The organism is Vulcaniibacterium thermophilum, from assembly GCF_007923255.1.
Lineage (GTDB): Bacteria > Pseudomonadota > Gammaproteobacteria > Xanthomonadales > Xanthomonadaceae > Lysobacter_F > Lysobacter_F thermophilum.
The window spans coordinates 17,719-38,426 of record NZ_VOHJ01000003.1 but is presented as its reverse complement, the minus strand read 5'-3'; the positions used below and the strand labels follow the sequence as shown (position 1 = coordinate 38,426).

Annotated in this window: 21 protein-coding genes; 17 read left to right on the top strand and 4 right to left on the bottom strand. The window is 73.7% G+C overall.

Going from position 1 to position 20,708, the window contains the following annotated elements; all coding sequences use genetic code 11:
• Positions 1–6: 6 nt before the first annotated feature.
• The gene (locus FQY64_RS02085; RefSeq protein ID WP_146472049.1) at positions 7–591 is read right to left on the bottom strand and encodes a 4'-phosphopantetheinyl transferase family protein; all 585 of its coding nucleotides are present in this window, start codon (positions 589–591) and stop codon (positions 7–9) included.
• Between the two features lie 84 nt (positions 592–675).
• On the opposite strand from FQY64_RS02085, the gene FQY64_RS02080 reads away from it, so the two are divergent.
• Positions 676–2,046 carry an AMP-binding protein gene (locus tag FQY64_RS02080; protein ID WP_146472048.1) on the top strand — a complete coding sequence of 457 codons (1,371 nt, stop codon included), beginning with the start codon at positions 676–678 and terminating at the stop codon, positions 2,044–2,046.
• Between the two features lie 135 nt (positions 2,047–2,181).
• Positions 2,182–2,448 (top strand): GlsB/YeaQ/YmgE family stress response membrane protein, encoded by a 267-nt coding sequence (locus tag FQY64_RS02075; RefSeq protein WP_146472047.1) that lies wholly within the window; start codon positions 2,182–2,184, stop codon positions 2,446–2,448.
• A 72-nt stretch (positions 2,449–2,520) separates the two neighbouring features.
• Here the strand turns inward: FQY64_RS02075 and xth are convergent, their stop codons facing one another.
• Positions 2,521–3,300, bottom strand: a complete 780-nt coding sequence (xth, locus tag FQY64_RS02070) for an exodeoxyribonuclease III (protein ID WP_146472046.1) — start codon at positions 3,298–3,300, stop codon at positions 2,521–2,523.
• A 13-nt stretch (positions 3,301–3,313) separates the two neighbouring features.
• Positions 3,314–4,741, bottom strand: a complete 1,428-nt coding sequence (locus FQY64_RS02065) for a coniferyl aldehyde dehydrogenase (protein WP_146472045.1) — start codon at positions 4,739–4,741, stop codon at positions 3,314–3,316.
• A gap of 103 nt (positions 4,742–4,844) precedes the next feature.
• On the opposite strand from FQY64_RS02065, the gene FQY64_RS02060 reads away from it, so the two are divergent.
• The 10 genes from FQY64_RS02060 (at position 4,845) to FQY64_RS02015 (ending at position 14,209) form a co-directional block, all read left to right on the top strand.
• Positions 4,845–5,384 (top strand): gamma carbonic anhydrase family protein, encoded by a 540-nt coding sequence (locus FQY64_RS02060; protein ID WP_146472044.1) that lies wholly within the window; start codon positions 4,845–4,847, stop codon positions 5,382–5,384.
• A 30-nt stretch (positions 5,385–5,414) separates the two neighbouring features.
• The gene (locus tag FQY64_RS02055) at positions 5,415–6,140 is read left to right on the top strand and encodes an RDD family protein (RefSeq protein ID WP_146472043.1); all 726 of its coding nucleotides are present in this window, start codon (positions 5,415–5,417) and stop codon (positions 6,138–6,140) included.
• Positions 6,137–7,141, top strand: a complete 1,005-nt coding sequence (locus FQY64_RS02050) for a stage II sporulation protein M (RefSeq protein WP_146472042.1) — start codon at positions 6,137–6,139, stop codon at positions 7,139–7,141. The genes FQY64_RS02055 and FQY64_RS02050 overlap by 4 nt, the downstream gene beginning before the upstream one ends.
• A complete protein-coding gene (locus FQY64_RS02045) occupies positions 7,138–8,673 on the top strand; it encodes a DUF4129 domain-containing protein (RefSeq protein ID WP_146472041.1) in 1,536 nt (511 codons plus the stop codon). Before FQY64_RS02050 ends, FQY64_RS02045 begins: the two co-directional genes overlap by 4 nt.
• Positions 8,670–9,788: a DUF4350 domain-containing protein gene (locus tag FQY64_RS02040; RefSeq protein ID WP_146472040.1), complete on the top strand. Its 1,119-nt coding sequence runs from the start codon at positions 8,670–8,672 to the stop codon at positions 9,786–9,788. Before FQY64_RS02045 ends, FQY64_RS02040 begins: the two co-directional genes overlap by 4 nt.
• Positions 9,785–10,777 carry an AAA family ATPase gene (locus tag FQY64_RS02035; protein WP_146472039.1) on the top strand — a complete coding sequence of 331 codons (993 nt, stop codon included), beginning with the start codon at positions 9,785–9,787 and terminating at the stop codon, positions 10,775–10,777. Before FQY64_RS02040 ends, FQY64_RS02035 begins: the two co-directional genes overlap by 4 nt.
• 22 nt (positions 10,778–10,799) lie before the next feature.
• A complete protein-coding gene (locus FQY64_RS02030; protein ID WP_222431744.1) occupies positions 10,800–11,225 on the top strand; it encodes a DUF2628 domain-containing protein in 426 nt (141 codons plus the stop codon).
• Entirely contained in the window at positions 11,216–12,553 is a 1,338-nt protein-coding gene (locus tag FQY64_RS02025) for a DUF58 domain-containing protein (protein WP_229814855.1), read from the top strand. The genes FQY64_RS02030 and FQY64_RS02025 overlap by 10 nt, the downstream gene beginning before the upstream one ends.
• A 62-nt stretch (positions 12,554–12,615) precedes the next feature.
• Positions 12,616–13,236 (top strand): tetratricopeptide repeat protein, encoded by a 621-nt coding sequence (locus FQY64_RS02020; protein WP_146472038.1) that lies wholly within the window; start codon positions 12,616–12,618, stop codon positions 13,234–13,236.
• Between the two features lie 25 nt (positions 13,237–13,261).
• Positions 13,262–14,209, top strand: a complete 948-nt coding sequence (locus FQY64_RS02015) for an alpha/beta fold hydrolase (protein WP_425476668.1) — start codon at positions 13,262–13,264, stop codon at positions 14,207–14,209.
• Positions 14,210–14,384: 175 nt separating this feature from the next.
• Here the strand turns inward: FQY64_RS02015 and FQY64_RS02010 are convergent, their stop codons facing one another.
• Positions 14,385–14,747 carry a YkgJ family cysteine cluster protein gene (locus FQY64_RS02010; RefSeq protein WP_146472037.1) on the bottom strand — a complete coding sequence of 121 codons (363 nt, stop codon included), beginning with the start codon at positions 14,745–14,747 and terminating at the stop codon, positions 14,385–14,387.
• 110 nt (positions 14,748–14,857) lie between these two features.
• Between FQY64_RS02010 and oleC the strand changes: the two genes are divergently transcribed.
• The 5 genes from oleC to ubiB all read left to right on the top strand — a co-directional run bounded on the left by oleC (position 14,858) and on the right by ubiB (position 20,693).
• On the top strand, positions 14,858–16,510 hold the full coding sequence (oleC, locus tag FQY64_RS02005; RefSeq protein ID WP_146472036.1) for an olefin beta-lactone synthetase: 1,653 nt from the start codon (positions 14,858–14,860) through the stop codon (positions 16,508–16,510).
• 349 nt (positions 16,511–16,859) lie between these two features.
• Positions 16,860–17,228, top strand: coding sequence for an endonuclease domain-containing protein (locus tag FQY64_RS02000; RefSeq protein ID WP_146472035.1), 369 nt, complete (start codon positions 16,860–16,862; stop codon positions 17,226–17,228).
• Between the two features lie 36 nt (positions 17,229–17,264).
• Entirely contained in the window at positions 17,265–18,251 is a 987-nt protein-coding gene (gene oleD / locus FQY64_RS01995; RefSeq protein ID WP_146472034.1) for a 2-alkyl-3-oxoalkanoate reductase, read from the top strand.
• 124 nt (positions 18,252–18,375) lie between these two features.
• Positions 18,376–19,029, top strand: coding sequence for a ubiquinone biosynthesis accessory factor UbiJ (locus FQY64_RS01990; protein WP_146472033.1), 654 nt, complete (start codon positions 18,376–18,378; stop codon positions 19,027–19,029).
• A complete protein-coding gene (ubiB, locus tag FQY64_RS01985; protein WP_146472032.1) occupies positions 19,026–20,693 on the top strand; it encodes a ubiquinone biosynthesis regulatory protein kinase UbiB in 1,668 nt (555 codons plus the stop codon). The genes FQY64_RS01990 and ubiB overlap by 4 nt, the downstream gene beginning before the upstream one ends.
• The last annotated feature ends 15 nt before the right edge of the window (positions 20,694–20,708 follow it).

Here is a 20,708-nt window from a genome sequence, read left to right as displayed (position 1 = left end):
CGCCGCTCAGCCTTCGCGGCGGCGCCAGGCGAGCGCCGCCGCGTAGCCGGGCGGGGCGTCGATCAGCCGCACCCGCCAGTCGCCGGCCTCGCCGAGCGCGGGATCGAGCCGGACGATCGCAGGCGAAGGGTCGAGCGCGAACGCGACCCGGTCCAGCCCGAACGCCAGGCCGTGGCCGTGCGCCTTCAGCACCGCTTCCTTCAGGCACCACAGCCGCGCGAACGCGAGCGGCCGCGCCGCTTCCGGCTGCGCGCGCAGCCAGGCCGCCTCGTCGGCGCCGAAATAGCGCTCGGCGAGCGCGAGCGCGCGCGGCCGTTCGCGCACGCGCTCGACGTCGGCGCCCACGCGCACGCCTTCGCCCAGCGCCAGCAGCAGGTGCTCGCCGCTGTGGCTCCAGTTGCAGTCGAACCGCGCCTGCGCGCCCTGCAGGCACGGCCGGTTGCGCGCATCGCGGGCCAGCGCCAGCGCCTCCGGCGCCACCCCGACCGCGGCCGCCAGCCACGGCCGCGCCTCGTCCTCGGCGCGCCGCTGCGGACGGTGCGGTCGCCAGGCCCAGCGGACCGGGGCGCGATGGAAGCCCGACGCATTCATGTGACCGGCTTGGCGGGAAACGGGCGCGCCAGCGTAAGCTAGCGGCGGGGACGCGGTCGCGCTTGGGTGGGAGAAACGAGGGACATGTCGGCCGTCATTGGATCACCGCTGCACGCGCCGGTCGCGCCGGCGCGGCTCGCCCTGCTGCCCGGCACGCCCGAGCGCGCGGTGGCGTTCGACGGCACCGGCGCGGTCGCCGCCGCCGCCTTCGCCGCCCACGTGCGCGCGCTCGCCGAGCGCCTGCCGAACGCCCGCGGCGTGGTCAACCTGTGCGAGGACCGCTACCGCTTCCTGGTCGCCTTCTGCGCCGCCGCGGTGCGCGGCCAGGTCACGCTGCTGCCGCCCTCGCGCGCGCCGCAGGCGATCGACGAGGTGCTGGCCCAGCATCCGGACAGCTACTGCCTCGGCGACCAGGCGCTGGCGCCGGAACCGCCGCGCTACCTGCGCCTGCCCGATCCGCTGCCGATGCGCGACGGGGCGGCGCTCGAGGTCGATCCGGACGCGCTGGCGGCGATCGGCTTCACCTCCGGCAGCACCGGCCAGCCGAAGGCCAACCCCAAGCGCTGGGGCAGTTTCGCGCGCAGCACGGCGCAGAACGTAGCCGCGCTCGCCGACCTGCTGCATCCCGGCGCGATCACCCCGGTGGTCGCCACCGTGCCGCCTCAGCACATGTACGGCATGGAGATGTCGGTGCTGCTGCCGGTGCTGGCGCCGGTGGCCGTGCACGCCGCGCGGCCGTTCTTCCCCGACGACGTCGCGCGCGCGCTGCGCGAGGCCTGGCGCCCGGCGTTGCTGGTGACCACGCCGGTGCACCTGCGCGCGCTGGTCGCCGCCGCGATCGCGCTGCCGCCGCTGGCCGGCATCGTCTCGGCGACCGCGCCGCTGTCGCCCGAACTCGCCGCCGAGGCCGAAGCCCGCTTCGGCTGCGAGGTGCGCGAGATGTACGGCGCCACCGAGACCTGCATCCTCGCCGCGCGCCGCACCGCCCGCGAAAGCGCGTGGACGCCGCTGCCGGGCGTGCGTCTTGCGCCGCAGCCGGACGGCACCGCGGTGCACGCGCCGCATCTGGCCGAGCCGGTGGCGCTCGCCGATCTGGTCGAACTGCTGCCGGACGGGCGCTTCGAGCTGCGCGGCCGCAACGCCGATCTGCTGGAGATCGCCGGCAAGCGCGCCTCGCTCGGCGATCTCACCCGCCGTCTGCTGGCGATTCCGGGCGTCGAGGACGGCGTCGTGTTCCAGTCCGACGCCGGCCACGCCGGCGTGTCGCGCATCGTCGCGCTGGTGGTCGCGCCGAGCCTGGGTGAAGCCGACATCCTCGCCGCGTTGAGGCGCGCCATCGACCCGGTGTTCCTGCCGCGCCCGCTCCGGCGCGTCGACGCCTTGCCGCGCAACGAGACCGGCAAGCTCCCGCGCGCGGCGCTGGAAGCGTTGCTGCGCCGCGAAAGCGGAAGCTGAACCGGCCGCGACCGCGCACGGCCCGGTCGTCGGCGCACGGACGACCTCTGACGCGACGCTCACGATGCCGTAGGGAGACTGCGCCTGCCCCCAGAACGGGGACGCGTTCCCCCATAGAGGCAGAGGAGAGTCGGTATGAACATCATCATCTGGTTGATCGTGGGCGGCATCGTCGGCTGGCTGGCCAGTCTGATCATGAAGACCGACGCGCAGCAGGGCATCCTGCTGAACATCGTGGTCGGCATCATCGGCGCCTTCATCGGCGGTTGGCTGGTCGGTCCGCTGCTCGGCACCGGTTCGATCAACGAGGGCTTCAGCGTGATGAGCTTCGTGGTGTCGCTGATCGGCGCGATCATCCTGCTGGCCATCGTGAACCTGTTCCGCCGCGGACGCGTGCGCTGAGCGAGGCGCGCGTTTCGCCGCAAAGCCCGGCTTCGGCCGGGCTTTTTGTTTGCGTGCGGGATTCGGGGTGCCTCAGGGCAGCCCGGCCAGCTCCACCCACGCCGGGGCGTGGTCGCTGGGGCGCTCCCAGGTGCGCGGGGTGCGGTCGATGCCGGCGTCGCGCACGTAGGGTTTCAGCGCGTCCGACACCAGGGTGAGGTCGATGCGCAGGCCGTGATTGCGACGGAACGCGCCCTGGCGGTAGTCCCACCACGAGAACACGCCGGCCTCGTCGCTGCGCAGGCGGAAGGCATCGTGCAGGCCGAGCGCGAGCAGACGCCGCAGCGCGGCGCGTTCGCCGCTGGAGGACAGGATGTGGTCGTCGTGCCAGACGTTGGGGTCGTGCACGTCGCGGTCGTCGGGCGCGATGTTGAAGTCGCCCATCGCCAGCAGCCGCGGATGCGCCTTCAGCTCGTCGGCGAGCCAGCCGTGCACGGCGTCGAGCCAGCGCAGCTTGTAGTCGTATTTCTCGCTGCCGACCGCCTGGCCGTTGACCACGTACAGATTGACGATGCGCACGCCGGCCACCGTCGCCGCGATCGCGCGCGCCTGCGCGTCCTCGAAGCCGGGGATGCCGCATTGCACGTCCTCGATCTGCCGCTCGCGCGCGAGGATCGCCACGCCGTTGTAGGTCTTCTGGCCGTGGAACACGCTGCGGTAGCCATAGCCGGCCAGCACCGCGTCGGGAAAGCGCGCGTCCTCGAGCTTGGTCTCCTGCAGGCCGACGATGTCGGGGTGCGCCTCGCGCAGCCACTGCTCCAGGTGCGGCAGGCGCATGTTGAGCGAGTTGACGTTCCAGCTTGCGATCTTCATCCGGGAATGCGGCTCACTTGGCCAGCCAGCGCACCAGCGCGTCGATGCGCCCGCGGTACGGCGGCTTGAGGAAATCGGTGGCGGCGAAGGCGCGCTGGCGGAACACCGGCAGCAGCTTGCTGAAGGTGTCGAAGCCGGCCTTGCCGTGGATCGCGCCGAGCCCGCTCGGGCCGATGCCGCCGAACGGCAGGGCGTGCACGCCGAAATGCACGAGGGTGTCGTTGACCGTCACGCCGCCGGCGAGGGTGGCGTCGAGGATGCGCGCGATCTCGCCCTCGTCGTTGGAGAACGGGTAGAGCGCCAGCGGACGGTCGAGCGCGTCGATCCGCGCCAGCGCCTCGTCGAGCGTGCGGTAGCCCAGCACCGGCAGGATCGGTCCGAAGATTTCCTGCTGCATCAGCGCGCAGTCCTCAGGCGGGTCGAGCACCAGCACCGGCGCGAACAGCCGCTCGCGGCGCGCGCGCTGCGGATCGAGCGCATCGGCGAACGGCGCGACGACGGTGGCGCCTTTCGCGCGGGCCTCGTCCAGCCAGCCGCTCAGACGCGCGTACTGGGCGTCGTTGATGATGCGGGTGTAATCGGGCGAGGCGGGGAAGTCGGGGTAGCGCAGGCGCAGTTCCTCGACCAGCGCCTGCACGAACGCGTCGCGCCGGGGCGCGTCGACCAGCGCGTAGTCCACGCCGATGCAGGTCTGTCCGGCGTTGAACCACTTGCCGTTGGCGATGCGCGCGGCGGCGCGTCCGAGCGGAAACGACGGACACACCAGCGCCGGCGCCTTGCCGCCGAGTTCCAGCGTCACCGGCGTGAGGTTCGGCGCGGCCGCGGCCATCACCTTGCGGCCGACCGCGGTGGAACCGGTGAACAGCAGATGGTCGAAGCGCAGGCTCACGAACGCCGCGCCGAGCTCCGGCCCGCCGAGCGCCACCGCCACCCGGTCGGCGGGGAACACCTCGGCCAGCAGCGCGCGCAGGAACGCGCTGGTGTGCGGCGTGTGTTCGGACGGCTTGAGATAGACGTGGTTGCCGGCGGCGATCGCGGAGACCAGCGGCACCAGCGCGAGGTTCACCGGGTAGTTCCACGGCGAGACGATGCCGACCACGCCGACCGGCTCCGGACGCACGTGCGCGCGCGCCGGCCAGAAGCGCCAGCCCACCGGCGCGCGGCGCGGCCGCATCCAGCGCTTCAGGCGCGCGAGCGCGTGGTCGATCTCGGCCAGCGTCACCATCGCCTCGGAAATCAGGTTCTCGTGCGCGGAGCGGTGGCCGAAGTCGGCGCGGATCGCCGCATCCATCGCATCGACGCGCGCGGCGAACGCGGCGCGCAGGCGTTGCAGGTCGGCGCGGCGCTGCGCGTAGTCGGGCTTGCGCGCCTGCCATGCCGCACGCAGGCGCGCGCGGGTGGGCTCGAGCTCGGCGATCGGGGTGTCGGCGGCAGCGCTCATGCCGGCAGTGTGCCCGCCGGACCCGGCCGCCACAACGACGCGCGGCCCGGCGTGGGCGGCGTGCCGGCTTCGGTCGCACCGTCCGGGCGTCTAGAATCGCGCGATGAACCTGCGCCCCTTCCGCGACCGCCTGCCGCGCCTCGGCGCGCGCGTCTATGTGGACCCCGCCGCCAGCGTGATCGGCGACGTCGAGCTCGGCGACGACGTCTCGGTCTGGCCCGGCTGCGTGATCCGCGGCGACGTCAACTTCATCCGCATCGGCGCGCGCACCAACGTGCAGGACGGCACCGTCATCCACGTCACCCACGACGGCCCGTTCACCCGCCCGGGCGGGTTTCCGACCGTGATCGGCAGCGACGTCACCATCGGCCACGGCGCGATCGTGCACGCCTGCACGATCGGCGACTTCTGCCTGATCGGCATGGGCGCGACCGTGCTCGACGGCGCGCGCGTGGAACGCTACGGCTTCGTCGGCGCCGGCGCGGTGGTCAGCCCCGGCAAGACGGTCGGCGAGGCCGAACTGTGGCTGGGCAACCCGGCGCGTTTCGTGCGCAGGCTGAACGAGCGCGAGATCGAACAACTGCATTACAGTGCGCAGCACTACGTCCGCCTGAAGGACGAATATCTGGCGATGCGCGGCTGACCCCGCGCGCGGGCGACAGGGAGGGCCCGGATGAGCGGCGAAAGGGGGCGCGGCACGAGCGTGGACGAGCGGGCGGGGCTGGACACGTTCCGCGAGGTGATCACGCCCGAAGGCGTGGCGCTGCGGCTGCCCGCGGCCGGGCCGGTGCCGCGCGCGCTGGCGTGGGCGATCGACTTCGCGCTGCGGATGGCGGCCATCCTGGTGCTCGGGATCGTGCTCGGCATGACCGGCGCCACCGGCATGGGGCTGTATCTGGTCGCGCTGTTCGTGGTGTTCTGGCTGTATCCGGTGCTGTTCGAGGTGCTCGACGGCGGCCGCACGCCGGGCAAGCGCGCGCTCGGCCTGCGCGTCATCGCCGCCAACGGCGCGCCGGTGGGCTGGCTGCCCGCGTTCGCGCGCAATCTGCTGCGGACCGTGGACATGCTGCCGTTCGGCTACGCCACCGGGCTCGTCGCCTGCCTGGCCGATCCGTGGCAGCGGCGGTTGGGCGACATCGTCGCCGGCACGCTGGTGGTGCACGAGATGCGCGCGCAGCCGCGACCGCCGCTGGTGCCGGCGGTGCCGATGCCGCCGCCGTCCGCGCTGCAGCCGCACGAGCAGGCGGCGGTGATCGCCTTCGCCGAGCGCGCGCCGCTGCTGACGCCGGCGCGGCAGGCCGAACTGGCCGACCTGGCCGCGCCGCTGGTGGGCGCGCGCGGCGCGGCGGCGGCGGAGCGGTTGAACGCGATCGCGCACTGGCTGCTGGGGCGGCGATGAGGCAGGAGCAGTTCGTCGCCCGCCATCAGGCCGAGTGGGACGCGTTCGAGGCGTGGCTGGCCGCGCGCGGCGACGATGCGCGCCGCGCGCGGCGCGAGCGCCGCAACTGGCATGGCCTCGCCGACGAGGAGGTGCCCGAACGCTACCGGCGCCTGTGCCAGCAGCTCGCGCTGGCGCGCCGGCGCGGCTACAGCCCGGCGGTGACCGAACGCCTGCAGGCGCTGATGCAGCAGGGCCACGCCGTGCTCTACCGCGCGCCGCCCACGCGCTGGCGCCGCGCCGCGGTGTTCCTGCTGGCCGGGTTCCCGCGGCTGGTGCGGCGCGAGGCCGGTTGCATGTGGGCCGCGGCGGCGCTGTTCTGGCTGCCGCTGATCGCGATCTTCCTCGCCATCCAGTGGCGCCCGGAACTGTCGGCCGCGCTGTTCGACCCGGTGCAACTGGCGCAGTTCGAGGCGATGTACGACCCGACCGAAACCGAGCGCCTGGGCCGCGACAGCGGCAGCGATCTGGCGATGTTCGGCTACTACATCTGGAACAACGTCTCGATCGGCTTCCGCACCTTCGCCAGCGGCCTGCTGGCGATGGTGGGCACGGTGTTCGTGCTGCTGTTCAACGGCGTGTCGATCGGCGGCGTGGCGGGCCATCTGCAGGCGGTCGGCCACGGCGATCCGTTCTGGCGTTTCGTCGCCGGCCATTCGGCGCCGGAGCTGACCGCGGTGGTGATCGCCGGCGGCGCCGGTCTGCGGCTGGGGCTGGCGCTGGTGGCGCCCGGCCGCCGCCGCCGCGCCGATGCGCTGATCGACGCCGGCTGGACCGGCGCCCGGCTGTCGGCGGGCGTGCTGGCGCTGCTGGTGTTCGCCGCGTTCGTGGAGGCGTTCTGGTCGTCGATCGCATGGATGCCGGCGCCGGTGAAGTACGCCGTCGGCGGCGCGCTGTGGCTGGCGATCCTGCTGTGGCTCTGGCGCGGCGGCCGCTCGCTGCCGCAGGAGCACGCGCAATGAGGCTGGAGGCGCTGGACATCGCGCTGCGCGCGCGCACCGGCTGGGAGGCGATCGAGCTGGGCAGCGCGCTGGCGCGGCGGCACTTCGGCGCGGTCTGGAAGCCGTGGTGGCTGCTCGGCCTGCCGCTGTGGGCGGCGGTCAACGCCGCCTGCTGGGCGCTGGATGCGCTGTGGCTGGCGCCGCTGCTGATGTGGTGGCTGAAGCCGCTGTTCGACCGCATCCCGCTGTTCGTGCTCTCGCGCGCCGCGTTCGGGCAGGTGCCGAACGCGCGGCAGACGCTGCGCGCCGCCTTCGGCGGCTGGGGCCGGGCGTTCCTGCTGGCGCACCTGAGCTGGCGCCGGCTCAGTCCGGTGCGCGCGCTGCATCTGCCGGTGGACCTGCTGGAAGGCAGCGACGCCGCCGCCGCGCGCGAGCGTCGGCGCACGCTCGGCGGGCCGGCCTACGGCGTGGCCGCGTTGCTGATGCTGGTGTTCGTGCATTTCGAGATCGCGCTGTATCTCGGCGTGGGCGCGCTGGCGCTGGTGTTCGTGCCGGAGGAGCACCTGCAGCCCGCGCTGCACGGGATCTGGCAGGCGATGCAGCAGCAGGCCGGCTGGCTCGGCCTGGCCGGCAACGCCGCGCTGTGGCTGGCGACGTCGGTGCTGGAGCCGTTCTACGTCGGCGCCGGGTTCGGGCTCTACCTCAACCGGCGCACCGAGATCGAAGGCTGGGACATCGAGATCGCGCTGCGCCGCCTGCGCGCGCGGCTGCAGGGCGCGGCGGGCGCGTCGGCGCTGGCCGTGGTGCTGGCGCTGGGCGCGCTGCCGCTGCCTGCGCGCGCGCAGGACGCCCCCGCCGCGAGCGCGACGCCGCGCGAGGTGTTCGGCGACGCCTACGTCGAGGACGGCTCCGCGCGCAAGGCCGCGGACGCCGGCCTGCGGCGCGCGGTCGAGCAGGCGTACGCCGACCCGCGGCTTTCGCCGAAGCGGACGCTGTCGTACTGGAAGTCGCGCAAGCCGCCCGCGCCGGAGCGTCGCAACGAGGTGCCGGTCCTGCGCGCGATCGGCGAGGTGTTCGCGGTGATCGCCGAGTTCGGCCTGTGGATCCTGCTGGGGGCGCTGGCGCTGGCGCTGCTGCTGAGCGCGCCGCGCTGGTGGCCCTGGCTGCGCGATGGCGTGTCGGGCGCGGACGAGGACACGCCCGCCGCGCCCCGCACGCAGGCGCTGGAGACGGCGCCGCCGCTGCCCGAGGACATCGTCGCCGCGGCGCGCCGCCTGTGGCGCGAGGGCCGCGCGCGCGACGCGCTGGCGCTGATGTACCGCGCCGCGGTGGAGGCGATGGCGGCGCGCGTGCAGGTGGTGCCGGTGCCGGGCGCCACCGAGGCCGAGTGCCTGCGCCTGGCGCGCCGCCTGCCCGAGGCGGAGGACCGCGACGCGTTCGCCGAGGCGGTCCGGCTGTGGCAGTACGCCGCCTACGCGCAGCGGCTGCCCGAGCAGGCGCGCTTCGAACAGGTGCTGCAGCGGCTGGGCCGGCGCTTCGGGTGGACGGCATGAGCCGGCCGGTGCGGATCCTGCTGGCGGTGCTCGCGGCCCTGCTCGTGGCCGCCGGCGTGGCGTGGTTCCTGCACACGCACGAGCGGGTGACGGAAACGGTCGATGCCCCGCGCACCGGCGAGGCGCGCAGCAACCCGCTGTTCGCCCTGCAGCTCGCGCTGCAGGCGGACGGGCAGCGCGTGCAGTCGCGACGGCGCCTGCACCTGGACCGCCATCCGCCCGCGCCGCGCGACACCGTGCTGATCTACGGCGATCCGCGCGCGCTGTCGTCCGCCGACACCGCGCGCCTGCTCGACTGGGTCGCGCGCGGCGGCCATCTCATCGTGCGCACGCCGCCGCCCGGTGCGTTCGGCGGCGACGAAGCGCACCCGCTATGGAGCGCGCTCGGCGTGCACCCCACCGAGCGCCAGGCCTGCGCCGGCTGGCAGGTGCCGGCGCTGGAGCATCACGTCGAGTTCTGCGGCGGCCGCCGGTTCATGCTCGCCGGCATCGACCCGCGCCTGAGCTGGGGCGATTTCCGCGACGGCTTCGTGTTCGCGCGCATCGCCCACGGCGCCGGCAGCGTCGACGTGCTGGCCGATCTGGACTTCCTCACCACCGACAAGCTGCGCGATCCGCCGCACGTGGTGCTCGCGCGCCAGCTGCTGGCGCCGCGCTGGCGCGAAGGCACGGTGCATCTGGTGTTCGATCCGGCGGTGGAGAGCCTCTGGCTTACGCTGCTGCGCCGCTACTGGCCGGCGTGGGCGCCGCTGCTGCTGGTGCTGCTGGCCTGGCTGTGGGCGCGCGCCGAGCGCTTCGGGCCGCTGCTGCCGCCGCCGCTCGCCGAGCGCCGTTCGCTGCTGGAGCACATCGCCGCCAGCGGCGCGCTGCTGTACCGCTACGGCTATGCGCACCGCCTGTACGGCGCGGTCCGCGACGCGTTCCTGGCGCGCCTGCGCCGGCGCGATCCGGAGGCGGCCGCGCTCGCCGGCGAGCCGCAGATCGCGCGCCTGGCCGAACGCTTCGCGCTGCCGCCGCAGGTGCTGCGCGACGCGCTCGCCATGCCCGCGCCGGGCGACCGCGCCGCCTTCCGATCCCGCATCGCCACTCTCCTCCGCCTGAGGAACCAGCTATGACCGACCTCGCCCCGCCCGCCGACCGTCCGCTCGCCGGCACCGAACTCGCCGAACGCGTCGCCCAGGTGCGCGACGCGGTGGCGCGCGCGTTCATCGGCCAGGACGCGGCGCTCGACCAGATCCTGATCACCCTGCTGGCCGGCGGCCACGCGCTGATCGAGGGCGTGCCGGGCCTCGGCAAGACCCTGCTGGTGCGCGCGCTGGCCAAGGCGCTGGACTGCAGCTACGCGCGCGTGCAGTTCACGCCCGACCTGATGCCCGGCGACATCAGCGGCCACGCGGTGTGGAATCCGAAGACCGAGACCTTCACCGTGCGCCGCGGCCCGATCTTCACCCACCTGCTGCTGGCCGACGAGATCAACCGCGCGCCGGCGAAGACGCAATCGGCGCTGCTGGAGGCGATGCAGGAACGGCAGGTGACGATCGAAGGCCACAGCTTCGAGCTGCCGCCGCCGTTCATGACGCTGGCGACGCAGAACCCGGTCGAGCAGGAAGGCACCTATCCGTTGCCGGAAGCGCAGCTCGACCGCTTCCTGCTCAAGGTGCAGATCGGCTATCCCAGCCGGGCCGACGAGGCGGCGATGGTGGCCGCGGTGACCCGCGGCCGCAACGCCGCCGACTTCGACCTCTCGCAGGTGCCGCGCGTGCTCGGACCTGCCGACATCCTCGCGTTGCAGCGCGGCACCGCGCAGGTGACGGTCGATCCCGCGGTGATCGATTACGCGGTGCGCATCTGCGCGGCCACCCGCCACCATCCCGGCATCGCGCTCGGCGCCGGGCCGCGCGGCAGCATCGCGCTGGTGCGCGCCGCGCGCGCGCAGGCGGTGCTGTCCGGCCGCGACTTCGTCACCCCCGACGACGTACGCGAGATCGCGCGGCCCGCGCTGCGCCATCGCATCGCGCTGGCGCCGGAGCTGCAGATCGAGGGCCAGGTGCCGGACGACGTGCTGAACGCGCTGCTGGCCAAGGTCGACGCGCCGCGCCAGTGACCCGCCACGAAGGAATGTCCGCTTGAACGAGCCCTGGAATCCCTACGACGTCATGCCGGCCGCGCGCAGTGCCGACCCGGCGGCCGCGGGTGCGCGCATCGACGCCCTGCCGGTGTCCGAACGCTGGAAACGCCGCTTCCGTCTGATCGCGAAGGCCGGCGGTCCCCGCCTGCCGAACCTCGGCGCGCTCACTTTCGGCGAGCGCATGGCGGTCATGTTCAGCGTGCTGGGGCTGTTGTTCGGGCCGCTCTACCTGCTGTGCAAGGGGCTGTGGCGGCCGGCGCTGGCGTATTCGCTCATCATCGTCGCGGTCGGTTTCGCCGCGCTGATGCTTGGCCTGGAGATGCTGGCCCGAGGCGTCGGCTACGGCGCCGCCGTGCTCTGCGCCAACCGCGCCTGCGCGCTGTACTACCGCCAGCGCGTGCTCGGGGAGCGGCCGTGGCTGTAGCCGTTCCACGCCCCGCCGCGCCGCTGCTCGCGCTGCTGGCGCTGTGGGGGCTTGCCGGCATCGCGGTCGGGCTGGGACGGCTGGCGCTGTCGCACTGGGCGCTGGCCGGTGTCGTGCTGGCCGCGCTGGCCGCGCTGGACGCATTGCGGCTGGCGCGCGCCCCTCACCCGCAAGCGCAGCGCCGGCTGCCGGACACCTGGCCGATCGGCCAGGAGCGCCCGGTGACGCTGACGTTCGCGCTGGAGCGCGGCGTGCAGACGCTCGACGTGTTCGACCTGCATCCGGTCGGCTGGGACGCGCGCGGCATGCCGCGCCGCCTGCGCCTGCGCGCGGGCGAGGCGGTCAGCGTGGATTACGCGCTGCGCGCGCCGATGCGCGGCGACTTCGCGTTCGACGGCGTGCAGGCGCGGCTGCATTCGCCCTGGCGGCTGTGGCGGCAGGCGCGCGTGCTCGGCGCGCCGCAGACGGTACGCGTGTTTCCGAACTTCGCGCCGCTGGCGAAGTTCGCGCTGTTCAGCGCCGAACAGGCGTCGCTGATGGTCGGCGCGCACCTGAAGCGTCGCCGCGGCGAAGGCACCGACTTCCACCAGATGCGCGAGTACCGCATCGGCGACAGCCTGCGCCAGATCGACTGGAAGGCGACCGCGCGCGCGCGGCGGCTGATCTCGCGCGAGTACCAGGACGAACGCAACCAGCAACTGGTGCTGATGCTGGACACCGGCCGGCGGCTGATGGCCCGCGAGCCGGCGCCGGCCGAAGCGGGGGCGGCGCTGTCGCATTTCGACCACGTGCTCGACGCCGCGCTGGTGGTGGCCTACCTGGCGCTGCGCCAGGGCGACAGCGTCGGCCTGCAGGCGATCGGCGGCGAGAGCGCGTGGCTGTCGCCGCGGCGCGGCCCGGGCGCGATCGACGCCCTGCTGCGCGCCACCTACGCCCTGCAGCCGCGCCCGGTCGCCACCGACCTGCTGGCAGCCGCCAACGAGTTCCTGCTGCGTCAGCGCCGGCGCGCGCTGGCGATGCTGGTCACCAACCTGCGCGACGAGGACCAGGACGACCTGCTGGCCGCGGTCCGGCTGCTGCGCCGGCGCCATCTGGTGTGCGTGGCCAGTCTGCGCGAGACCGCACTGGACGATGCGCTGTCCGCCGAGGTGAACGACTTCGACGGCGCGATCCGGGCGTCCGCCACGGCGCACTATCTGGAGCGCCGGCGCCGGGTTCACGAGGCGCTGCGCCATCACGGCGTCATGGTGCTGGACGTCACCTGCGCGCAACTGGCGGGCGCGCTGGTCGAACGCTATCTGGCGGTGAAGCGCGACGGACTGCTGTAAGGTCCGTCCAAGCGCTTCCGCATCCCCTTTAACGCCATCGCGCCGACCCCATTTCGTTTCGTATGCGCCGCGTCGAGTCCACCGCCCGTACCGCTCTGGTCCTCCCGCTGGTGGCCACGCTGGCCGCCTGCGCCAGCCTCGGCGCGCCCCGTCCCGCTCCGGATTACGCGACGTCCCTCGACGAAGCCGATGCCGCGCTCACCCTCGGCCGGACCGATCTGGCGGTGAGCGCGCTGGAGCGCGCCGCGCAGGCCGATCCGACCCGCAAGGATCCCTGGCTGCGGCTGGCCGCCCTGCATGCGCAGGCCGAACGTCCGGGTGCGGCGGCCCAGGCCGCCGAGGAAGTGCTCAGGCGCGATCCGGCCGATGCCGACGCCCGCGCCCTGCTGCTCAACAGCAGCCTGCGGCTGGCCACCGCCACGCTGGAGCGCGCGCGCCGCGAAAAGTGGGCGGCCGCGCCGCGCGCCGATCTGGACCGCCTCGTCCACGCCGTGCGCGCCACCGTCGGCACCGACGCGCTGGTGCCGGAGGCCGTGCGCGAGGAGCTCGCGACGCTGCGCGCGCGGGCGGAGAAAGCGCCGAAATGCACGCCGCCGAAGGACGCCAAGCCCGCCGGCGACCCGTTCCGCGCGCTCGGCGCCGACGAGCCGGCGCCGGAGAAGGGCGAGAAGAAGGACAAGTGAGCGGCCCCGCCCGCCTGCCGCGATAATGCCCGGCCCCACCGCCGCCGCCGGGCCGATGCCGCCGTCCGCCTTCCCCGACTATCCCTTCGCTGGGCACCGCTTCGCGGTGCGCCCGGGCATCGCCCTGCACTACCTCGACGAAGGCCCGCGCGACGGCGAAGTCGTGCTGATGCTGCACGGCAATCCCTCGTGGAGCTTCTACTGGCGGCGCCTGGTGCTGGCGCTGCGCGATCGCTACCGCTGCATCGTCCCCGACCACGTCGGCATGGGCTTGTCGGACAAGCCCGACGACGCGCGTTATCCGTACACGCTCGGCGCGCGGATCGAGGATCTCGACGCCCTGCTGCGCCATCTCGGCATCGACGGTGCGGTGACGCTGGCGGTGCACGACTGGGGTGGCGGCATCGGCTTCGGCTGGGCGGCCAGCCGCGCCTCGCGGGTGGCGCGGCTGGTGATCCTCAACACCGGATCCTTCCCGCTGCCGGCGGCCAAGCCGCTGCCGACCGCGCTGAAATTCGGCCGCGATTCCGCGCTCGGCGAATTGGTCATCCGCCGCTTCAACGCGTTCGCCGCGATCGCCGCGCGCATCGGCGTGGAGCGGCCGATGCCGGCCGACGTGCGCCGCGCGTACCTCGCGCCGTACGACTCGTGGGCGCATCGGATCGCGGTCGCGCGCTTCGTGCAGGACATCCCGCTCGGCCCGGGCGATCGCGCCTGGCCGTGGGTGGAGGCGATGGCGCGCCGCCTGCCCGACTACGCCGACCGCCCCGCCTTCATCGGCTGGGGCCTGCGCGATTTCGTGTTCGACCGCCACTTCCTGCAGGGCTTCACCGCCGCGCTGCCGAACGCCGAGCTGCACGCGTTCGAGGACGCCGGCCACTACGTGCTGGAGGACAAGGCCGAGGTGCTGGTGCCGGCGATCCGGCGCTTCCTCGATGCGCATCCGTTACGGATTGGAAGCGTCGGAGCGTAGGGCGGGCCTTGGCCCGCCGCCCGCACGCCAGCGGGAGGGGCGCACGGCGGGTTGAAGCCCGCCCTGTCCGTGCCTCATCCGCATCCACGCCTCGCGTCGGTGGCGCCCGATGGCCTTCCGATCCGTGTTCATCCGCGCGAATCCGCGGCTGATCCCGACGTTCCGGCTCGTGGCCCTACGCCGCCACCGCCGGCGCCGGCTGCCAGTCCTCCGGGGTCAGCGGACGCAGGCCGTGGGCGATGCGCGCCTTGTCGCACTGCGGGCTCGGTTCGCCGAATTCCCACGACGCCGGCACCTCGCGGCACACGTTCGGCCGCCGCGGGTGGATGCTGCAGCGCGAGCGCACGCCGATCTCGGCGTCCAGCGCCACACAGCGCGGCTGCCTCGCCCAGGTGCCGCGCATGGCCACGCGGTGCTCGTCGAGGCGTTCGGTGAGTTCGGCCGGCACGCTGCCGCCGAGCATGGGTTCGGTTTCGGCCCAGTGGAAGCCGACGCGGAAATGGGCGCAGCAGGCGCCGCACGACAGGCACGGATGCATGCGGAACGACGATCGAGGGACCTCCCCAGGTCCGACGGCGGCGGCAGGTGGGGCGGGCGCGGGCGGCTTTCAAGAGGGCGGGCGAGCGCCGCATCGCCGACAATGGGCGGATGAGCGAACCCTGCAACATCGCCGCCCGCCTGCCGACGCTCGCCCGCGAACGCGGCGACCAGGTCGCGCTGCGCTGCCCCGGCACGCGCGGGCCGGACGGCCTGGCGCGCTACGACGTCGCCCTCACCTACGCCGAACTCGACGCCCGCAGCGACGCCATCGCCGCGGGCCTGTCCCGCCGCGGCATCGTGCGCGGCACCCGCACGGTGGTGATGGTGCGGCCGACGCCGGAGTTCTTCCTGCTGATGTTCGCGCTGTTCAAGGCCGGCGCGGTGCCGGTGCTGGTCGATCCCGGCATCGACAAGCGCGCGCTGCGGCAGTGCCTGGACGAGGCGGAGCCGGCCGCGTTCGTCGGCATCCCGCTCGCCCACGTCGGCCGCGTTCTGCTGGGCTGGGCGAAGTCGGCGCGGGTGCGCATCACCACCGGCGCGCGCGCGTGGCTGGCCGATGCGACGCTGGCGCAGGTCGAGCGCGACGGCGACGGCGCCGGGCCGCAACTGGCCGCCACCGAACCGGACGAGATCGCCGCGATCGTGTTCACCAGCGGCTCCACCGGCGTGCCGAAGGGCGTGGTGTACCGGCATCGCCACTTCGTGGCCCAGATCGAACTCTTGCGCACCGCATTCGGCATCGAAGCCGGTGGGGTGGATTTCCCCACGTTCCCGCCGTTCGCGCTGTTCGATCCGGCGCTCGGGCTCACTTCGGTGATCCCGGACATGGACCCGACCCGCCCGGCGCAGGCCGACCCGCGCCGCCTGCACGCGGCGATCGCGCGCTTCGGCGCCGACCAGTTGTTCGGCTCGCCGGCGCTGATGCGCGTGCTGGCCGAGTACGGCCAGCCGCTGCCGACGCTGCGCCGCGTGACCTCCGCCGGCGCGCCGGTGCCGCCGGACGTGGTGGCGAGGATGCGCGCGCTGCTGCCGGAGCATGCGCGGTTCTGGACCCCGTACGGCGCCACCGAATGCCTGCCGGTGGCGGTGATCGAAGGCCGCGAACTCGAAGCCACGCGCGAGGCCACCGAACGCGGCGCCAGCACCTGCGTCGGCCGCCCGGTGCCGCCGAACGAGGTGCGCATCATCGCGATCACCGATGCGGCGATCGAGCGCTGGGAGGACGCGCGCGTGCTGCCGGCGGGCGAAGTCGGCGAGATCACCGTCGCCGGTCCGAGCGCCACCGACCTCTACTTCCGCCGCGAGGCGCAGACCCGCCTGGCGAAGATCCGCGAGCGCCTGCCCGACGGCGGCGAGCGCATCGTGCACCGCATGGGCGACCTCGGCTGGTTCGACACCGAGGGCCGGCTGTGGTTCTGTGGGCGCAAATCGCATCGCGTCGAAACCGCCGACGGCCCGCTGTTCACCGAACAGGTCGAGCCGGTGTTCAACACCCACCCGGACGTCGCGCGCACCGCGCTGGTGGGCGTCGGCCCCGTCGGCGCGCAGACGCCGGTGCTGTGCGTGGAGCTGGCCGCGGGCGTGCCCGCGCGCGCCTGGCCGCGCATCGAGCGCGAACTGCGCGCACTCGGCGCGCGCTTCCCGCACACCGCCCGCCTCGCGCGCTTCCTGCGCCACCCGAAGTTCCCGGTCGACATCCGCCACAACGCCAAGATCGGCCGCGAGGCGCTGGCGGCGTGGGCGGCGCGGCGGGTGGGGTGAGCGATCGGTTGTCGGAGAGTGCGCGGGGACGCCTGGCTGCCCGACTCGAGGCAGCGTCGTCCTCCCGTGTCACCCCTCCCAACCCTCCCCTGCACGCAGGGGAGGGCTTTTCTCCTCCCGTGCGGATGCGAGTCCGCTCGTGCGGCAACTTCGCCACCCACGGAGCCGGAGGCACCGAGGGCAAGCCACCACGCGATACACCCGATTCCTGCGTCGGCCTGCTAGACCCCTCCCACCCTCCCCTGCACGCAGGTTTTCTCCTCCCCCTGCGGATGCAGGGGGAGGTCGGGAGGGGGTGAAACGGTAGACTTTCGTTGCATCGGACAGGAGTCCAGGGAGATGCGCGAGCATGGAAGCCATCTGGAAGAACGCACGCACCCTGCGCAACCGCGCCACGGATGCCGAACGGGCGCTGTGGCAGCGTCTGCGCGGTCGCCAGTTGCTGGGTCTGAAGTTCCGCCGGCAGTATCCGATCGCCGGCTATATCGCCGACTTCGCGTGCGTTGAGGCGAAGCTGGTGATCGAGCTTGATGGAGGCCAGCACGCTGAGCAGCTTGCGTACGACCACGAGCGCAGCAGGCGCATGGCCGTCAACGGCTATCGGGAATTACGCTTCTGGAACCACGACGTCCTGCTTCGACCGGACGATGTTCTCGCGGAGATCGCTCGCGTCGTGCAAACCCCTCCCCGGCCCTCCCCTGCGAGCAGGGGAGGGTGACGAGCAAGTGCCCTCTCTCGCCTCCTCATACCCTCCATGAAAATCCTCGTCACCGGCGGCGGTGGTTTCCTCGGGCAGGCGCTGTGCCGCGGCCTGGTCGAGCGCGGGCATCGCGTGGTCAGCTTCAACCGCGGACGCTATCCGGCGCTGGACGCGCTCGGGGTCGAGCAGATCCAGGGCGATCTCGGCGAGCGCGAGGCGGTGATCGCCGCCGCGCGCGGTTGCGAGGCGGTGTTCCACAACGCCGCCAAGGCCGGCGCGTGGGGACCGTACGCGGAGTACCACCGCGCCAACGTGCTTGGGACCGACCACGTGATCGCCGCCTGCCGCACGCACGGCATCGGCCGCCTGGTCTACACCTCGACGCCGAGCGTCACCCACCGCGCCACCCATCCGGTCGCCGGCGGCACCGCGGAGACGGTGCCCTACGGCGAGCGCCTGAAGGCGCCGTACGCGGCCACCAAGCTGGTCGCCGAACGCGCGGTGCTGGCGGCCAACGACGCCTCGCTCGCCACCGTCGCGCTGCGGCCGCGGCTGATCTGGGGCCCGGGCGACAACCAGTTGCTGCCGCGCCTGGTGGCGCGCGCGAAAGCCGGCCGGCTGCGGCTGGTCGGCAACGGCGAGAACCTGATCGACACCACCTACATCGACAACGCCGCGCAGGCGCATTTCGATGCGTTCGCCCACCTCGCGCCGGGCGCCGCCTGCGCCGGCCGCGCCTACTTCATCAGCAACGGCGAGCCGAAGACGCTGCGCGAGACGCTCAACGGCCTGCTGGCCGCGGTCGGCGCGCCGACGGTGGAGAAGACCATCCCGTTCCGGCTCGCCTACGCGATCGGCGCGGTGTGCGAAGGCCTGTGGCACGCGCTGCCGCTGCAGGGCGAACCGCCGATGACGCGCTTCCTCGCCGAGCAGCTCGCCACCACCCACTGGTACAGCATGGAGCCGGCGCGCCGCGACTTCGGCTACGTGCCGAAAGTGAGCTTCGCCGAAGGGCTGGAGCGGCTGCGCGCGGCGGTGTGATCCGCGATCGGCGCGGGCGAACGGGATCGCGTCGCGCGCTCCGCGTACATCGGTGCTCATCCGTGCCGATCCGTGGCCGCAGCGCCCGGCCAGGCCTTCTGCGGACCCCGCTAGAATGCCGGCCATGACCGACCGCACGCCGCTGGATTCGCTCAAACCGCTGGCCGGACGCGCGCTGGAGGCGGCGCTCAACCGTGCGCTCGCGCTCGATCCGGACACCCGCGCGGCGCTGCGTGCGCTCGATGGACGCCGGGTGGCGATGCGGCTGGACGCGCCGCCGCTGGCGCTGCAGATCCGTGTCGACGGCGAACGGCTCGCGGTCGGCCCGGTCGAGGACGACGGTCACGATCTGTCGGTGCGCGCCACGCTCGGCGCGTTGATCGCGCAGTTGCCGTTCCTGCGCCGCGACGACGCGCCGCCGGTCGGCAAGCTGCGCATCGAAGGCGATGCCGATCTCGCCCGCCGTCTGCAGCGGCTGGCCGAGCGCTTCGATCCGGACTGGCAGCAGCCGTTCGTCGCCGTGTTCGGCGAGGTGGCCGGGGTGCAGATCGCGCAGGCCGCGCGCGGCGCGCTGCGCCATGCCCGGCAGGCGGCCGCCTCGTTCGCGCAGAGCGCGGCCGAGTACGTCACCGAGGAGTCGCGCGACGTGGTGCCGCGCGCCGAGCTGGACGCCTTCCACGACGACGTCGACGCCCTGCGCGACGATGCCGAACGCCTCGCCGCGCGGATCGCGCGCCTGCGCGCGGCGGTGGACGCGCGCGGCGGAGGCGCGGCATGAGGTCGCTGCGGCGCGCCTGGCGCATCGGCCGGGTTCTGCTGCGCTACCGGCTCGACGACCTGCTCGACGGCACGCCGGCCGAGCGCTGGCTCAGGCTCGCGCGACCGTTCGTGCCGCGCGCGTCCGGCGCCATCGCCGCGCAGCCGCGCGGCGCGCGCCTGCGGTTGGCGTTGCAGGAACTCGGGCCGATCTTCGTCAAGTTCGGGCAGATCCTCTCGACCCGGCGCGACCTGATGCCGCCGGACGTCGCCGACGAACTGTCGCTGCTGCAGGACCGGGTGGCGCCGTTCGACGGCGACGCCGCGCGCGCGATCGTCGAGCACGCGCTCGGTCGGCCGGTCGCCGAGGCGTTCGCGCGCTTCGACACCGAGCCGCTGGCCTCGGCGTCGATCGCGCAGGTGCATGCGGCGCAACTGCACGACGGCCGCGAGGTGGTGGTGAAGGTGCTGCGGCCGCGGATCGCCTCGCAGATCCGCGCCGACATCGCGCTGCTGACAGCGCTCGCCGCGCTGGTCGAGCGCACCCATCCCAACGCCGACAAGATCCGCCCGCGCGCGGTGGTGGCGGAGATCGAGAACACGCTCGCCGCCGAGCTCGACCTGCAGCGCGAGGGCGCCAACGCCAGCGTGCTGCGCCGGTTCTGGGCCGGCAGCGACGATCTCTACGTGCCCGAGGTGATCTGGTCGCACACCACCGACCGCGTGCTGACGCTGGAGCGGGTGCACGGCATCCCCAGCGACGACATCGAGGCGCTCGACGCCGCCGGCATCGACCGCCACGCGCTCGCCGCCAAGGGCGTGCGCGTGTTCTACACCCAGGTGTTCCGCGACAACTTCTTCCACGCCGACGCCCATGCGGGGAACATCTGGGTCGACAGCGATCCCGCGCGCCGCGCCAATCCGCGCTTCATCGCGCTCGACTTCGGCATCGTCGGCCAGCTCTCGGACGAGGATCAGTACTACCTCGCCGAGAACTTCATGGCGATCTTCAACCGCGACTACCGCCGCATCGCCGAGCTGCACGTGCAGGCCGGCTGGATGCCGCCGCACACCCGCATCGACGAGCTGGAGGCGGCCGCGCGCGCGGTGTGCGAGCCGTACTTCACCCGGCCGCTGTCGGAGATCTCGCTGGCGGAGGTGCTGGTGAAGCTGTTCCGCACCGCGCAGCGCTACGAGCTGACCCTGCAGCCGCAACTGATCCTGCTGCAGAAGACGCTGCTCAACATCGAAGGCGTCGGCCGCCTGCTCGACCCGAAACTCGACATCTGGGCGGTGGCGCGGCCGGTGCTGGAGCGCATCCTGGTCGAGCGCTACAGCCCGCAGCGGCTGGCGGCCGAGTTCCGCCGCCGCCTGCCCGAGCTGGTGACGCACGCGCCGCAGATGCCGCGTCTGCTGCACGCGTGGCTGGAGCAGCAGGTGGACGGGCGCCATCGCACCCAGATCGTCTCGCGCGAGCTCGCCGAGCTGGTGCGCGCCATCCGCGAGACGCAGCGCCGCACGGTGGGCGCGATCCTCGGCACTGGCCTGCTGGTGGTCGCCGCCGTGCTGTACGGGCTGGAGGCGGGCCCGCGGCTGGGGCCGGCGCCGGCGTGGTCGTGGATCGCCGCGCTCGGCGGCGGGTGGGCGTTGCTGGCGGCGTGGCCGCGCGGGCGCGGGCGGCGCTGAGGCCCGGCGGCTCCG

Bases quoted from the DNA above. Each gene is read 5' to 3' on its own strand.
- FQY64_RS02085 (WP_146472049.1), bottom strand. From the start codon at position 591: ATGAATGCGTCGGGCTTCCATCGCGCCCCGGTCCGCTGGGCCTGGCGA.
- FQY64_RS02080 (WP_146472048.1), top strand. From the start codon at position 676: ATGTCGGCCGTCATTGGATCACCGCTGCACGCGCCGGTCGCGCCGGCG.
- FQY64_RS02075 (WP_146472047.1), top strand. From the start codon at position 2,182: ATGAACATCATCATCTGGTTGATCGTGGGCGGCATCGTCGGCTGGCTG.
- xth (WP_146472046.1), bottom strand. From the start codon at position 3,300: ATGAAGATCGCAAGCTGGAACGTCAACTCGCTCAACATGCGCCTGCCG.
- FQY64_RS02065 (WP_146472045.1), bottom strand. From the start codon at position 4,741: ATGAGCGCTGCCGCCGACACCCCGATCGCCGAGCTCGAGCCCACCCGC.
- FQY64_RS02060 (WP_146472044.1), top strand. From the start codon at position 4,845: ATGAACCTGCGCCCCTTCCGCGACCGCCTGCCGCGCCTCGGCGCGCGC.
- FQY64_RS02055 (WP_146472043.1), top strand. From the start codon at position 5,415: ATGAGCGGCGAAAGGGGGCGCGGCACGAGCGTGGACGAGCGGGCGGGG.
- FQY64_RS02050 (WP_146472042.1), top strand. From the start codon at position 6,137: ATGAGGCAGGAGCAGTTCGTCGCCCGCCATCAGGCCGAGTGGGACGCG.
- FQY64_RS02045 (WP_146472041.1), top strand. From the start codon at position 7,138: ATGAGGCTGGAGGCGCTGGACATCGCGCTGCGCGCGCGCACCGGCTGG.
- FQY64_RS02040 (WP_146472040.1), top strand. From the start codon at position 8,670: ATGAGCCGGCCGGTGCGGATCCTGCTGGCGGTGCTCGCGGCCCTGCTC.
- FQY64_RS02035 (WP_146472039.1), top strand. From the start codon at position 9,785: ATGACCGACCTCGCCCCGCCCGCCGACCGTCCGCTCGCCGGCACCGAA.
- FQY64_RS02020 (WP_146472038.1), top strand. From the start codon at position 12,616: ATGCGCCGCGTCGAGTCCACCGCCCGTACCGCTCTGGTCCTCCCGCTG.
- FQY64_RS02015 (WP_425476668.1), top strand. From the start codon at position 13,262: ATGCCCGGCCCCACCGCCGCCGCCGGGCCGATGCCGCCGTCCGCCTTC.
- FQY64_RS02010 (WP_146472037.1), bottom strand. From the start codon at position 14,747: ATGCATCCGTGCCTGTCGTGCGGCGCCTGCTGCGCCCATTTCCGCGTC.
- oleC (WP_146472036.1), top strand. From the start codon at position 14,858: ATGAGCGAACCCTGCAACATCGCCGCCCGCCTGCCGACGCTCGCCCGC.
- FQY64_RS02000 (WP_146472035.1), top strand. From the start codon at position 16,860: ATGGAAGCCATCTGGAAGAACGCACGCACCCTGCGCAACCGCGCCACG.
- oleD (WP_146472034.1), top strand. From the start codon at position 17,265: ATGAAAATCCTCGTCACCGGCGGCGGTGGTTTCCTCGGGCAGGCGCTG.
- FQY64_RS01990 (WP_146472033.1), top strand. From the start codon at position 18,376: ATGACCGACCGCACGCCGCTGGATTCGCTCAAACCGCTGGCCGGACGC.
- ubiB (WP_146472032.1), top strand. From the start codon at position 19,026: ATGAGGTCGCTGCGGCGCGCCTGGCGCATCGGCCGGGTTCTGCTGCGC.